This is a genomic window from Streptomyces sp. NPDC028635, from assembly GCF_040637635.1.
In the GTDB taxonomy this organism is placed as follows: Bacteria; Actinomycetota; Actinomycetes; order Streptomycetales; family Streptomycetaceae; genus Streptomyces.
Genome location: NZ_JBEZWX010000009.1, coordinates 16,904 through 31,156, shown reverse-complemented (window position 1 = coordinate 31,156; position 14,253 = coordinate 16,904). Strand labels below are relative to the sequence as shown.

The window sequence follows — 14,253 nt, the reverse complement described above, 5'->3', positions numbered from 1 at the left end:
GTGGGGGGTACGCCGGGTCTCAGGAAGACCCTCCCCTCAGGACTTGACCGAGGCGACGAAGGCGCTCCACGCCTCGGCCGGGAAGGACAGGATGGGCCCCTCGGGAACCTTGGAGTCCCGTACGGCCATGGCGGCCACGACCGGCGACTTGATCTCGACGCACGCGCCGTTGCCCGTGGAGTACGAGGACTTGGTCCACGAGACCGTGGCACCCTGACGAATTGCCATTTCTGCTCCGTATTGCCTGAGGAAGGTTGCTCGGTTCACGCCAACCTTGTTGCTTGCTTGGCGTGATCGACGCTACTCGCACCCCTCGGCTCGCGAAGCGACCATTCACTCGTTGGATGGCATATTCCAGAGGAGACTTCCATCCCGGCCGTTGACTGGTGTACCGTGCGGCACTTTCCGACGGCCGGGCACGCGGAAGCGTCCGTCAGCGGGCGTACTCCTTGGCGATCCGCGAGATGTACTGCAGCGACTGGTCCACGTTCAGCGCCTGCGCCCGCAAGTGCTCGTACATCATCGCGTACTTGTGGACGTCGTTCGGCTTCTCCAGGTAGAGGTCGCTGGTCACGCCCTCGATGTAGACGACGCTGGAGTCAGCGGCGTCCGGGAACTCCAGGATCGCGTACTGGCCGTTGAGGCCGGGGTGGGCGCCCATCTCGAACGGGATGACCTGCACGGTGACGTGCGGCAGCTGCGACTGCTCGACCAGGTACTCGAGTTGGTCGCGCATCACGGACTCGTTGCCGACCACTCTGCGCAGCGCCGCCTCGTCCAGCACCGCCCACAGCCGCAGCGGGTTCTCGGGCGCGGTGATGCGCTCCTGGCGGCGCATGCGCACCTGCACACGCTTCTCGATGTCGGCCTGCGCGGTCTCCGGCAGCGCGCCCGCGATCAGCGCCTCCGCGTACTGCCGGGTCTGCAGCAGACCGGGCACCACCTGCGGGTCGTACACCCTGAGGCTCGCCGCGTCCGTCTCCAGACCGATGTAGACGCTGTACGGGATGTCGCCGAAGGTGTGCCACCAGCCCTGCTGGCGGGAGTCCTTGGCCATCTGCATCAGCGAGTCGACGACCCGCTGGTCCTCGACCTCGTAGACACTGCACAGGTCGCGGACGTCGCGCTGACTGATGCTGCGGCGGCCGTTCTCCAGGCGGCTGATCTTCGACTGGGAGACGAGGAGCCGCTCGGCGACCTCCTCGGCCGTCATGCCCTTGAGCTCACGGAGCCTGCGCAGCTCCTGGCCCAGCCGGCGCCGCCTGACAGTGGGATTGACATTGGACGCCACGGGACGTGCACCTCCGGCTGCGTGCCTGTTGCTTGCGTTGCTTGCCACTTTGCGTATCTGCTGTTGAGCAGACTGCCACCAAGCGGCTTCCTGCCGCTGCCGAACGGTGGATATGCGGCGAAGACACGTGCGGCACCTCGCACACGCGTACGGCACGTCCGGCGCGCACGGCACGCACGGCGCGCACACCACGTCCGGCGCGTACGGACAGATCGCGGCGGTGCGGACGCGAGCGCCGCAGCGGCGCGGGGCGGCATGCGTGCGCGGGAGGCGGCATGCGTGCGCGCGGGGCGGCGCGGCCGGGCCCTCGAAGGGCGTACGGCCGGGCCGCCCCGCGCACACGCGCGGCTCCCGAACGGGTCCTGGGGTGGCGCCGGAGGGCGCCGGTGGTGCGGTGCGGTGCCGTGGCGCGGCTCAGTGGGCCACGACGCGCGCCATGCTGCTGCGGTGCGGCTGCACCGGAACGCCGCGAGCGGGTTCCGTCGCCGACCGGGCGCCGCCGGCCTGCCGGCCGGGGGGCGCCCCGCGGCGCGGCTGGGCGCCCACGCCGTTCTGCACGTCCATGACGGCGTGCGCGACCAGGCCGCCCATGGGGTCGTGCCGGATCAGGTCCCGCAACCGGGAACGGGACGAACGGCCCTCGTTGCCCGGGTACAGGTGCTTGCCGAGGCCGACCGCGTGGGCCAGGGCGGCGAGCGCCGCGGTCCGCGGGTCCGGCGGTACGCCGGTGCGGATCGCCGAGTCCAGCCGGGCCCTGATCTCCCGGCTGATCTCGTTGTCCGTCGCCTGATAGCGCGTCGTCGGCAGCACTCCGCACATCTGGCCCTCGACGGCATGCACCATGCCGCACCGCTCCAGATGCGAGAGGTAGGTCTGGCGGAGCCCGAGACGCGGCCCGCCGATCCAGTGGACGGCCCGTACCGGAGCGCCGCGCCTTCGCAGCAACTCCAACGCGCAGTCCAGAGTCGGATCTCCTGTCGGCCGTGGTACGACCACGGCGATACGATCCCCGTCTGGGGCTATCCGTCCGGCCAGCGCCAGCTCCACTAGCTGTGCTCCGGCCAGACCCAGGTCGAGCGACTGCGGCTGTGCAGTGGTACCCGTGGTCGGGTCCAGTGCCAGCAGCAGAAGCTCCTCCGGAAGTGTTCTGCGGCTCCTGCCCATCCATGCCTCCCCGCGTGGATGAATGACAGGGTGACCCCTCTCACATTGGTCTGTCGAGGGTGCGTGACCTGTTTGTAAGGGAACCGGCAGGTATGTCGTTCTCGTCCTACGCAGCGGTCGGGCCCACAGACAGGACACTGGTACATGGTTCGGACAGTGCCCTGAGGCGGTGTTCCGGGCGGCGGTTCACGGTTACGGCAGACGCACGGTGGGCGTGCGGCGGCGTAGGAGGAGGCATCGGTGGCGGGCGAGTCCCCCGACAAGTCGAAGCAGCGCGAGTCGTCGGCAGAACCGACGCCGGGGAGTACGGCGCCGGTTCCCGAGGCCCGGATTGAACGTTCCGGCGACTCCGCCACGGGGGCCTCCGACCCTCGGCTGGCGGTGGCGCGCGGGTCCGGCACGCCCCACGGGGGCGTGGACACGGCGACCCGGGTGCTGTCGGTGCGGGACCTGGCGGAGGACGCCGGGGAGACCGGGGCCGAGAGCGCTTCCGCGGGCGGGGCCGAGGGCGGCTCCGAGGGCGGCGCGGACGGCGAGGAGACGTCGGCAGCCGACAGCGGGGCCGAGGACGGGGCCGAGAAGGGGGCCGAGGGCAGGACCGACGGCGGTACGCCGGAGGACGACACCTCGGACGACGACACCTCGGACGACGCACCGGAAGACGCGTCCTCGGACGGCGACACCTCGGACGCGGACGGTGACGGTGACGCGCCGGGTACCGGGGGCGACGAGCGGCTGCGGGAGGCCGTGGCGGCCTGGGTGCGGTCGGCGGACTCCGACGGTGGCCCGGCGAAGACGAAGGGCTCGGACGAGCCGGAGAAGGCCCCAGAGGCCGCACAGGCCCCCGAGGAGGGCCCCTCCACGGCCGACCAGGTGCCGGAGAAGGCAGACGAGGCCCCCGAGGCGGCCGGCAAGGCCCCCGAGCCGGCCGACGCGGCTCCGGAGACGGCTGCCGCGGACGACAAGGCCGAGGCGGACGAGCAGGCCGAGGCGGGTACGGCGGACACGGCCGACGCCTCCGAGGACGCCGCGGAAGGCGCCGCCGACGCGGACGAGGCTCCTGAGGACGCCCCGGCCGGCAAGGGCGGCGATCAGCCCACCACCATGCTCAAGATCGGCGACGCTCCCAAGGCGCGCGTCGGCAAGGGCAACGTCGACCAGCCGACCACCATGCTGAAGCTCGGCGACGTCAGGCCGAAGCCCGCCGGGCAGGCCAAGGACGCCAAGGACGCCAAGGAGGGGTCCAGGGACTCCGAGGCCGGCGCATCCGCGAAGTCCGCCAAGGACGCCAAGGACAGCACCAAGGACACCAAGGGCTCCAAGGCCCCCGAGGACGCCCGGCCCGCCGAGTCCGAGGCCGAGCGGACCAGCAAGTTCGTCGCGCTCAAGCCGCTCGACGACCCCTCGACCCGTAAGCCCGCGCGCCCCGCGCAGCCGCCCGCGAACGAGGCGACGACCGCGCTCCGCCGGGTCACCCCGGGGACCAGGCCCACGGACGCCGAGCCGGCCGACGCCAAGCCCGCGGCGGCGAAGGCGGCGGACGCGAAGGCCGCTCCCGCGTCCCGGAACGCGGCGCCCAAGACGGCGGCCAAGGCAACTCCCCCGGCGCCCCCCGCCGAGGCCACCGCGGCCATTCCCCAGGTCGGCCCCGAGCGCACCACGCAGCAGCCGCTGCCGCCGAAGCCGCCGCTGGATCTGCTGGCCGAGCTGACGAACACCCCGCCGCCCCCGCAGACCCCGCTGCGGACGGCGGTGCGCCGGGTCAAGATCTGGACGCCGCTGGTCCTTCTGCTGGTGATCGTCTTTGCGGTCGTGCAGGCCGTGCGCCCGCTGCCGACGCCGACGCTCGACCTGACCGCCGAGGACAGCTACACCTTCGACGGCGGCAAGGTCGACATCCCGTGGCCGTCCTCCGGGCAGGCCGCGCTGGACGTGCAGGGCATCGGCACCTTCGGCTCGTCGGGTGACCGCAAGCCCGTGCCGATCGCCAGTGTCGCCAAGGTGATGACGGCGTACCTGATCCTGCGCGACCACCCGCTCAAGAGCGGCGAGGACGGGCCGAAGATCGGCATCGACCAGACCGCGCAGGCCCAGTCCGACGCCGGTCAGGAGTCGACCGTGCATGTGACCGCCGGTGACTCGATCACCGAGCGGGAGGCGCTGGAGAGCATCCTCATCGCGTCCGCCAACAACGTGGCGCGTCTGCTGGCCCGCTGGGACTCCGGTTCGGAGCAGGCGTTCGTGGCGAAGATGAACACCACCGCCAAGAGCCTCGGCATGACCGACACGACGTACACCGACCCGTCGGGTCTGAACAACACGACGGTCAGCACGGCCGTGGACCAGGTGAAGCTCGCCAAGCAGGCGATGGAGGAGCCCGCATTCCGCGAGGTCGCGGCGATGATGGAGTACGTCGACTACAAGGGCGTCAAGCACCCGAACTGGAACGGCCTGGTCGGCCACAACCACGTCGTCGGCATCAAGACCGGCACCACCACGTCGGCGCTCGGCAACCTGGTCTTCGCGGCCAAGAAGGACGTCGACGGCGTGACCCACCGGATCGTGGGTGCGGTGGTGCGCCAGCCCGCGGGCGGCCCGGAGAACACCATCCTCAGCGCCGCCCTCGACGGCGGTGACAAGCTGATCCGTGCCGCGCAGGCGGCGTTGCAGTCGAAGACGATCGTGAAGAAGGGCGACGTCGTCGGGTACGTGGACGACGGTGTGGGCGGCCGTACGCCGGTCGTCGTCACGCAGGACGTCACGGCGGTCGGCTGGGCCGGGCTGAAGGTGAAGCTGTCGTTCGCGGCGGACGCCCTGCCGCACACGGCGAAGGCCGGCACGAAGGTCGGCACGCTCACCGTCGGTGACGGTTCGGGCGACGCGGTGAAGGTCCCGGTCGCCCTGCAGAAGGATCTGACCGAGCCGGGCTTCGCGGACAAGCTCACCCGCCTGGGCTGACGCCCCCTCCGTGCGGGGCGGGCGCGCCCCGCCCCGCACGGCTCCGCGACCGCGCCGGCTTCGCGTCCGCGCACGCCGGGGGTGAAGGCCCACGGCAGAGCCCCCCGCCGGGGTGCGTGCTAGCGTCGCGAAACGGGACAGGTCGCCGGTCGCGGCCGAGAACAGAAGACGGGAACTGGGAGTGCCGACAGGTGGCCACAGCGGAGCCGACACGCGCCGACGAATCCGGTACGGGATCGAGTACCGGCCCTCGAATAGCGCTGCCTGAAACAGGCCCCTCCGGCGGCGGCGACGACCGCCGCGAGCGTTTCCGGTCCGCTTTCCTCGCCCTGCGGGAGCGGATGCTGCGCCACCCGGTGCTGTGGGTCACCGCCCTCGCGGGCGTCCTGCACATCGTCTGGTTCTTCACCTTCGCCAACAGCGGCGGCGATCTCGCGGCGCAGGACGCGTGGGCGGAGTTCGTCGGCCGGCACCCGGACTCGGCGTACAACCTCGCCTGGTACGGCGGTATGCACCCGGTGTCCTACAGCGTGGTGTCGCCGTATCTGATGTCGGTGCTCGGCGTCCGTACGACGATGATGATCGCCGGCACGGTCTCGGCGGGGCTGCTGACGCTGATCCTGATCCGTAGCCGAGCGGTGCGCAATCCGCTGTGGGCGACGATGGCCGGGGTGTTCGCCCTGCTCTGCAACGCCATCTCGGGGCGGGTCACCTTCGGTCTGGGCACGATGTTCGCGCTCGGCGCGGTCGCGGCGGTGTTCTGCTGGCCGTACCGCTGGCGCCACAAACGCTGGGCGAAGGCGCTGTGCGCGGCGCCGCTCGCCGCGCTCGCGACGATGGCCTCGCCGGTGGCGGGGCTGTTCGTCGGTCTGGTGGCGGTGGCGCTGTTCCTGCAGAAGCGGCGGCCGGGCGCGTGGGCGCTGGGGCTCGCCCCGTCGGCGGTCGTGGCGGTCTCGGCGTGGCTGTTCCCGTTCTCCGGTACGCAGCCGATGTCGTTCGGTTCGGCGTCCCTGCCGCTGCTGTTCTCGGGCATCGTCTACGCCGCCGTCCCGCGCAAGTGGAAGACGGTCCGGCTCACCGCGGCCGTGTACGGGCTCGCCGTGCTGCTGGTGTGGCTGATCAATTCGCAGATCGGCTCGAACATCACCCGGCTCGCGATGCTGTTCGCGGGGGTGGCGCTGGTGGCGGCGCTGCCGTTCACCGTGCCGAAGTCCCGCAAGTGGTACGCGGTGGTGGTGGCCTTCGTCGGTTTCGTCGTATGGATCGGTTACAAGACGGTCGACGACATCGTCCACACCGCTCCGGCGGCCAACTGGTCGCGTGAGCTGGCCCCGCTGGTGAACGAGTTGCAGCAGGTCGGCGCGGAGAAGGGCCGGGTGGAGGTCGTCCCGGCACGCTCGCACCGCGAGGCCTCCGCGCTCGCGCCGTACGTGAACCTGGCCCGTGGCTGGAACCGCCAGGCCGACATGGAGCGCAACCCGCTCTTCTACGACGACACCCTCAACTCGGCGAACTACCACGAGTGGCTGCAGCGCTGGGCGGTGCACTACGTGGTCGTGCCGAAGGACGAGCCGGACGGCGACGGCGGGCAGCGCGAGCGGGCCCTGGTGCAGCGCGGGCTGCCGTATCTGCAGCAGATCTGGGGCGACGACCAGTGGCAGCTGTTCCGGGTCACCGACCCGGCGCCGCTGGCCGAGCCGAACGCGGTCGTGGTGCGCGCCGAGCAGGGCGAGATGACGATCCAGGTGAGCCGGCCGGGCCGGATCCTGGTGCGGATCCCCTACTCGCCGTGGCTGAGCATCGTGGACGACAAGGGCAAGAGCCTGAAGGCCCCGCAGGAGACGGACGCCTCCAAGCACCGCGCCGAGGGCGCGCCGAAGTCGTTCGACAACGTCAACGGCTGTCTGATGCAGACGGAAGAGGACGCCGACGGCGACAAGTGGACGGTGCTGCTGGCGCCGAAGGCGGGGACGTACCGGCTGGCGGCGCCCTACCAGCTGCCGCGCGGCACGCCCTGCCCGGACGAGCTGAAGCGGTCCGTGCAGACGCCGTAGGGCAGCCACGGGCGGGACGCGGCCCCTGTCGGCGGTGATGCCGGCAGGGGCTTTTCCGCACCGCCGGATGTTCATATGAGTGAACGACAGCCATCAAGTGGAACGTTTTTACCGTGACTTGACCTTCCTCTCGCTTGTCGTGTTCATGTGGCCGACCTCACGATCGGCCGCATGAACAGTCTCGACTGGGCCGTGCTCATCGGCTACTTCGGCGTGATGGTCGCGATCGGTGTCTGGTCGCACAAGCGGGTGGACGACGTCGGCGACTTCTTCACCGCCGGCGGGAAGATGCCCTGGTGGCTGTCCGGCATCTCGCACCACATGTCGGGCTACAGCGCGGTGATGTTCACCGGGTACGCGGGCATCGCCTACACCTACGGCGTCACCTCGTTCATCACCTGGTCCCTCCCGATCGCCCTCGGCATCGCCATCGGCTCGAAGCTGTTCGCGCCCCGCATCAACCGGCTGCGCTCCCGGCTCCACGTGGCCTCCCCGCTGGAGTACCTGAAGAACCGGTACAACCTGCCCACCCAGCAGGCGCTGGCCTGGTCCGGGATGCTGCTGAAGATCGTCGACGTGGGCGCGAAGTGGGCGGCCATCGCGACCCTGCTGTCGGTGTTCACCGGGATCTCGCTCGACCAGGGCATCGTCGTCACGGGCGCGATCACGGCCGTCTACTGCACGATCGGCGGGCTGTGGGCGGACGCGCTGACCGAACTCGGGCAGTTCGTCATCCAGTTGCTGGCCGGGGTCGCCATGTTCGTGGCGGTGGTGCTGAAGCTGAACGACAAGGGCATCGGCTTCCTCGGCGCCTGGGACGAACCGGCCCTGCACGGGCACGGCAAGCCGCTCGCCGGCCCCTACGGCACGGTGTTCCTGCTCGCGTTCCTGTTCATCAAGCTGTTCGAGTACAACGGCGGCATGCTCAACCAGGCCCAGCGCTACATGGCCACGGGCAGCGCCCACGCGGCGGAGCGCTCGGCGCGGCTGTCGGCGGTGCTGTGGCTCATCTGGCCGGTGGTGCTGTTCTTCCCGATGTGGATGGCCCCGCTCCTGGTCCACGCGCAGAAGCCGGACGGCTCGGACTCCTACGCCCTGATGACCGAGCAGCTGCTGCCGCACGGTGTGCTGGGACTGGTGATCGTCGGCTTCTTCTCGCACACCATGGCCATGTGCTCCTCCGACGCGAACGCGATCGCCGCGGTGTTCACACGGGACGTGGCGCCGGTGCTGTCGCGGCGGGCGCGGGAGTGGGGGCAGCGCTCGGGCCTGGTCGCCGCACGGGTGACGACCGTGGTCTTCCTGGGCCTGTCCATGGCGGTGGCGACACAGGTCCACTCCCCGGCGTTCAAGGACATCATCACCGTCGTCATCAAGTGGGTGGCGGGCTTGATGGGCCCGATCGCCATCCCGATGATGCTGGGCCTGCTGCGCCCCTTCCGCCGCTCCGGCCCGACCGCGGCGCTGACCGCCTGGGCGCTGGGCCTGCTGGCCTTCTGGCTGGTCAACTACCCGATCAGCTGGCAGATCGAGGGCGGCGTGCCGTTGCAGTACCAGGTGTCGGTCCCCCTCGCGGTGTCCCTGGTGCTGTACATCGCCGTCGGCTGGGTGAAGCCGGAGGACACCCCGGAACGCCTGGCGGTCATCGCCCGCGTCAACGGCGACGACGACACGGTGGCGATCCCGTCCCCGGCGGACGGGGCGGACGACGCGCTGGGCGCCGGTCAGGCCCGCGGATAGCGCGCGAGCCACGCCGGGGACGCGCCCGCCGGGCCGTGCAGGGACGGGCCCTGGGTCATCTCCATCGCGAAGTCGTCGGACAGTTCCAGGAGGGTGGGGCGGCCTTCCAGTTCGGCCAGCCAGGCCGGCGGGAGGGCCGTCTCGCCGTGCAGGGCGCCGAGGAGACCGCCGGTGAGGGCGCCCGCCGGGCCGGAGGGGCCGTCGTGGTTGACGGCGAGGCGCAGACCGTGGCGGACGTCCTCGCCGACCAGGGCGCAGTAGACCGCGGCGCCGAGCACACCGGCCGCGGTGCCGTCCCCGAGCAGTTCGGTGACCCGGGCCGGGGTCGGCAGGCCCTGCCGTACCGCGCCGAGGGCGTGCTGGAGGGCGTCGGAGACCGGCTGGTGGCCGGGGCGGGCGGAGAGCAGCGCGAGCGCCTGCTGGACCGCGCCGTCCAGGCTCTGGCCGCGCGCGAGACCGTGCACGATCGCCGCGTACGCCCCCGCCGCGAGGCCGGCGACCGGGTGCGCGTGGGTCTGCGCGGCGCACTCCACGGCCAGCTGGACGACCAGTTGCGGCTCCCAGCCGACGAGCAGTCCGAAGGGCGCGGAGCGGGCGGCGGCCTCGGGGCCGTCCTCGCCGGGGTTCCGGGGCACCTCCAGGGTGCCCATCGTCTCCTCGCCGAGCCCCAGCAGCAGTGCGCGGGGCGGCTCGCGGCGGGCGTACAGCCACTCCTCGCGGGCCAGCCAGCCGTCGTCCTTGCGGCGCTCGTCGGGCCCCCAGTCCCGCTGGGTGGCCAGCCAGCGCCGGTACGCCCGGTGCAGGTCGGTCGGCGGATGCCAGGCGCCGGTGTCGCGGCGCACCTGGGCACGGATCAGCCCGTCCACGGTGAACAGGGTGAGCTGGGTGCGGTGGCTGACGGCGCCGCGCCGGCCGTGGGCGGGCGCCAGGTCTGCGATGCCCTCCGGGCCGTACGCCTCCCGGATCGCGGCCAGGTCCAGCCCGTTCACGGGCGTGCCGAGGGCGTCGCCGACGGCCGCCCCGAGGAGCGTGCCGCGCACCCGGCTGCGGAAGTCCTGCTGCTCGGCTCGTCCCCAGACGGCACCGGACGTCGCGCCCACCCAGACCTCCCCGGGACCGTCCGTACGTACGACGCGAGCACTGTAATCGAACGGGGACGGCTGGTTCAGGGGTGGAAAAGCGGGGGAAATGTGCGCGGCCGGACGGAACCGGTCAGCTTCCGCGCACGGGTGGGAAGTTGAGCACTGCACCGACGCACGGGACGGATGTGCAGAATGATCGGCATGACCACCCCCACCTCACGCGCGCTTCCGCTCGCCGCCGGGCTGCTCACCGGTGTGCTCGCGCTCTACATAGCTCTCGTCGCCTTCGGGAACATCACCGATTTCGGGACGAATCAGGCGTTCGTCCAGCACGTCCTGGCCATGGACACCACGTTCAAGGACGACGACCTGATGTGGCGGGCCATCACCGGCAAGGGCCTGCAGAACGCCGCCTACGTCGCGATCATCGTCTGGGAGACCCTCGCCGCGCTCGTGCTGACCGCCGGGACCGTCTGCTGGGCGCGCCGCGACCACGTCCTCGCCCGGCGGCTGTCCACCTACGGCCTGCTGATGCTCATGCTGCTGTTCGGCGCCGGTTTCATCGCCATCGGCGGCGAGTGGTTCGCCATGTGGCAGTCGAAGAACTGGAACGGCCTCGACGCCGCCACCCGCATCTTCCTGATCAGCGGCATCGTGCTGATCGTCAACCACCTGGCGGCCGGGGACCCGCGGCCCGCCGGGGCGCCGGCGGCACAGAGGACCGAGGCCGCTAGCTGACCACCGCGACCGTCGTCCCCGACGTCGCGAACGCCCACAGGGCCGCCCCGTCGGCCGCCCGCATCCGGATGCCGCCCGTACGGCTTCCCGCGGCGGGCAGCGGCGGGGAGGAGCCGTCGACCGCGTTGGAAAACGCGATCGACACCCCCGACTTCGCCGCGAAGTACACGATGTGCTCGATCTGCACGCCGTCGGAGCCGGTCGTCGTCTCGCGCCGCGTCGACACCTTGTACGTCCCCGGATCGGGGCCGACCGTGCCCGCCCACACCGCGAACGTGCGGCGCGGGGAGTCGCTCGCGTCCACGAGCCACAGCCGGTGCTGACCGAGCGAGTACACGATCCGGCGCCCGGTGCCCGAGCCGTCCGGCACCGCGGGCGGCACCGCCGGCGCCGGGTGCGGGTGCGCCGACGCCGACGCGCCCGGCCGGGCCGCCGACGCCGTGGGCTTCGCGCCCTGGTCGGCCTGCACCGTCAGCGCCGCGACCGCGGCGACCGCGCCCACGGTCAGCGCGGTGGTCCAGGCCCACGAGGGCAGCCGTCGGGCAGGCACCTGCGCATCTCCTCAGTCTCCGGCCCCCGGCAGCCCGGGGGCCGGATCATCGTACTGCCCTGGCGTGAACGCCCCGCCGGTCAGTCCAGCACCGGCAGCAGTTCCGGCAGGTGGCCGTCGGAGGCCTCGGCCGCCCGCTGCCGCTCCTGCGGGACCTCGCCGTAGAGCGTCGTGCGGGCCCTGGCGGGGCGGCCCGCCGCCTGCGCGACCGCGATCAGGTCCTTGACCGACTTGTAGGAGCCGTAGGAGGAACCCGCCATGCGGGAGATCGTCTCCTCCATCAGGGTGCCGCCCAGGTCGTTCGCGCCCGAGCGGAGCATCTCGGCGGCGCCCTCGGTGCCGAGCTTGACCCAGCTGGTCTGGATGTTCGGGATGTACGGGTGCAGCAGCAGCCGCGCCATCGCCGTGACCGCGCGGTTGTCGCGCATCGTCGGGCCCGGGCGGGCGATGCCCGCGAGGTAGACGGGCGCGTTGGTGTGCACGAAGGGCAGGGTCACGAACTCCGTGAAGCCGCCCGTGCGCTGCTGGATCCCGGCGAGCGTGCGCAGGTGGCCCAGCCAGTGACGGGGCTGGTCGACGTGGCCGTACATCATCGTCGACGACGAGCGGATGCCCAGCTCGTGGGCCGTCTCGATCACCTCGATCCAGGTGGCCGCGGGCAGCTTGCCCTTGGTCAGCACCCAGCGGACCTCGTCGTCCAGGATCTCCGCGGCCGTGCCCGGGATCGTGTCCAGGCCGGCCTCCTTGGCCGCCGTCAGCCACTCCCTGATGGACATGCCGGTCCGGGTCGCGCCGTTGACGACCTCCATCGGCGAGAAGGCGTGCACATGCATGCCGGGGACGCGCTCCTTCACCGCCTTGGCGATGTCGAAGTACGCCGTGCCGGGCAGGTCCGGGTGGATGCCGCCCTGCATGCACACCTCGACCGCCCCGACGTCCCATGCCTGCTGCGCCCGGTCGGCGACCTGGTCCAGGGAGAGCGTGTAGGCGTCGGCGTCGGTGCGGCGCTGGGCGAAGGCGCAGAAGCGGCAGCCGGTGTAGCAGACGTTGGTGAAGTTGATGTTCCGGGTGACGATGTACGTCACGTCGTCGCCGACCGCCGACCTGCGCACGTCGTCGGCCACCTTGCACAGGGCGTCCAGCGCCGCCCCGTCCGCGTGCAGCAGCGCCAGCGCCTCGGCGTCGGTGAGCTTCGTCGGGTCGTCGGCGGCGGTCGCCAGTGCCTGGCGGACGTCGGTGTCGATGCGCTCGGGGGCCATGCCGGGGGCGGCCGCCTCGCGCAGGGCGGCCCAGTCGCCGTACACCTCGTCGAAGTCGTCGCGGCGGTCGGACGTGCGGCCCTCGGTGTCGATGGAGGTGTGCAGGTCGGTGCGGCCGGAGGCGGTGAAGACCTCCTCCGGTTCCTGCCACGGCAGGCCCTCGGGCCGAGCGCCGGGCCGCGCGAGTCCCGTCTCGGGCTCGGCGAGCGCGCGCACGTGCGGCAGCAGCCGCGGGTCCAGCCAGGGCTCACCGCGCTGCACGAACTCCGGGTACACGCACAGCCGTTCACGCAGCTCGAAGCCGGCCGCGCGGGACTTCTCGGCCAGCTCCTCGATCTGCGGCCAGGGGCGTTCGGGGTTGACGTGGTCGATGGTCAGCGGGGACACCCCGCCCCAGTCGTCGATGCCGGCGCCGATGAGACGCTCGTACTCGGCGTCGACGAGGTTCGGCGGCGCCTGGAGGCAGGCGCTCGGGCCCATGATGAGCCGGGCCACGGCCACGGTGGCGACCAGATCGTCCAGTTCGGCGTCCGGCATGCCCCGCATCGCGGTGTCCGGCTTGGCGCGGAAGTTCTGGATGATCAGTTCCTGGATGCCGTGGTAGGCGCGGGAGACCTTGCGCAGCGCGAACAGCGACTCCGCGCGCTCCTCGTACGTCTCGCCGATGCCGATCAGCAGGCCGGAGGTGAAGGGCACGGAGGAGCGGCCCGCGTCCTCGAGCACCCGCAGCCGCACGGCCGGTTCCTTGTCCGGGGAGCCGTGGTGCGGGCCGCCCGGCTCCGACCACAGCCGGGTCGCCGTCGTCTCCAGCATCATGCCCATCGACGGGGCGACCGGCTTCAGCCGCTGGAAGTCCGTCCAGGTCAGCACGCCCGGGTTGAGGTGCGGGAGCAGGCCCGTCTCCTCCAGGACGCGGATGGAGATCGCGCGGACGTAGGCGATGGTGTCGTCGTAGCCGTGCGCGTCGAGCCATTCGCGCGCCTCGGGCCAGCGGTCCTCCGGCTTGTCGCCGAGTGTGATGAGGGCTTCCTTGCAGCCGAGGGCCGCGCCCTTGCGGGCGATGTCGAGGACCTCGTCCGGCGACATGAACATCCCGTGCCCGGCGCGCCGCAGCTTGCCGGGCACGGTGACGAAGGTGCAGTAGTGGCACTTGTCCCGGCACAGCCGGGTGAGCGGGACGAAGACGCTCTTCGAGTACGTGATGACGCCGGGGCGGCCCGCCTGTTCCAGGCCCGCGTCGCGGACCCGGGCGGCGCAGGCGGCGAGGCCGGTCAGGTCCTCGCCGCGGGCCTGGAGCAGCACCGCGGCCTCGGCGACGTCGAGGGCGACACCGTCCCGGGCGCGTTTGAGCGCGCGACGCATGGAGTTCTCGGTGGGGCCGGGTCCGGGGGTCGCGGAGGTCGTCATCCTTCGAGGA

At 71.8% G+C, this 14,253-nt stretch carries 10 protein-coding genes; 4 read left to right on the top strand and 6 right to left on the bottom strand.

Annotated features, from left to right (window positions below):
- Positions 1-36 precede the first annotated feature (36 nt).
- From AB0E88_RS12270 to AB0E88_RS12260, 3 genes are all read right to left on the bottom strand, one after another.
- Positions 37-228 (bottom strand): DUF397 domain-containing protein, encoded by a 192-nt coding sequence (locus AB0E88_RS12270; protein ID WP_361628111.1) that lies wholly within the window; start codon positions 226-228, stop codon positions 37-39.
- A gap of 205 nt (positions 229-433) precedes the next feature.
- Complete coding sequence (locus tag AB0E88_RS12265; RefSeq protein WP_361628108.1) at positions 434-1,291, bottom strand: helix-turn-helix transcriptional regulator; 858 nt, start codon at positions 1,289-1,291, stop codon at positions 434-436.
- Positions 1,292-1,705: 414 nt separating this feature from the next.
- Positions 1,706-2,455, bottom strand: a complete 750-nt coding sequence (locus tag AB0E88_RS12260) for a GPP34 family phosphoprotein (protein WP_361628105.1) — start codon at positions 2,453-2,455, stop codon at positions 1,706-1,708.
- A 240-nt stretch (positions 2,456-2,695) separates the two neighbouring features.
- Here AB0E88_RS12260 and AB0E88_RS12255 point away from each other — a divergent pair, with 240 nt between their 5' ends.
- The 3 genes from AB0E88_RS12255 (at position 2,696) to AB0E88_RS12245 (ending at position 9,207) form a co-directional block, all read left to right on the top strand.
- Positions 2,696-5,413, top strand: a complete 2,718-nt coding sequence (locus AB0E88_RS12255; RefSeq protein WP_361628102.1) for a D-alanyl-D-alanine carboxypeptidase — start codon at positions 2,696-2,698, stop codon at positions 5,411-5,413.
- Between the two features lie 191 nt (positions 5,414-5,604).
- The gene (locus AB0E88_RS12250) at positions 5,605-7,467 is read left to right on the top strand and encodes an MFS transporter (RefSeq protein WP_361628099.1); all 1,863 of its coding nucleotides are present in this window, start codon (positions 5,605-5,607) and stop codon (positions 7,465-7,467) included.
- 171 nt (positions 7,468-7,638) lie between these two features.
- Positions 7,639-9,207, top strand: coding sequence for a sodium:solute symporter family protein (locus tag AB0E88_RS12245; protein WP_361628096.1), 1,569 nt, complete (start codon positions 7,639-7,641; stop codon positions 9,205-9,207).
- Here the strand turns inward: AB0E88_RS12245 and AB0E88_RS12240 are convergent.
- Entirely contained in the window at positions 9,192-10,307 is a 1,116-nt protein-coding gene (locus tag AB0E88_RS12240) for an ADP-ribosylglycohydrolase family protein (protein ID WP_361628093.1), read from the bottom strand. The two genes, AB0E88_RS12245 and AB0E88_RS12240, sit on opposite strands and share 16 nt — an antisense overlap.
- 183 nt (positions 10,308-10,490) lie before the next feature.
- Here AB0E88_RS12240 and AB0E88_RS12235 point away from each other — a divergent pair, with 183 nt between their 5' ends.
- A complete protein-coding gene (locus AB0E88_RS12235; protein WP_361628090.1) occupies positions 10,491-11,027 on the top strand; it encodes a DUF2165 domain-containing protein in 537 nt (178 codons plus the stop codon).
- Here AB0E88_RS12235 and AB0E88_RS12230 read toward each other — a convergent pair.
- Positions 11,020-11,577, bottom strand: a complete 558-nt coding sequence (locus tag AB0E88_RS12230) for a hypothetical protein (protein WP_361628087.1) — start codon at positions 11,575-11,577, stop codon at positions 11,020-11,022. The genes AB0E88_RS12235 and AB0E88_RS12230 overlap by 8 nt on opposite strands.
- Before the next feature lie 80 nt (positions 11,578-11,657).
- Positions 11,658-14,243: a bifunctional FO biosynthesis protein CofGH gene (locus tag AB0E88_RS12225; RefSeq protein ID WP_361628084.1), complete on the bottom strand. Its 2,586-nt coding sequence runs from the start codon at positions 14,241-14,243 to the stop codon at positions 11,658-11,660.
- Positions 14,244-14,253 lie beyond the last annotated feature (10 nt).

Bases quoted from the DNA above. Each gene is read 5' to 3' on its own strand.
- AB0E88_RS12270 (WP_361628111.1), bottom strand. From the start codon at position 228: ATGGCAATTCGTCAGGGTGCCACGGTCTCGTGGACCAAGTCCTCGTAC.
- AB0E88_RS12260 (WP_361628105.1), bottom strand. From the start codon at position 2,455: ATGGGCAGGAGCCGCAGAACACTTCCGGAGGAGCTTCTGCTGCTGGCA.
- AB0E88_RS12245 (WP_361628096.1), top strand. From the start codon at position 7,639: ATGAACAGTCTCGACTGGGCCGTGCTCATCGGCTACTTCGGCGTGATG.
- AB0E88_RS12235 (WP_361628090.1), top strand. From the start codon at position 10,491: ATGACCACCCCCACCTCACGCGCGCTTCCGCTCGCCGCCGGGCTGCTC.
- AB0E88_RS12225 (WP_361628084.1), bottom strand. From the start codon at position 14,243: ATGACGACCTCCGCGACCCCCGGACCCGGCCCCACCGAGAACTCCATG.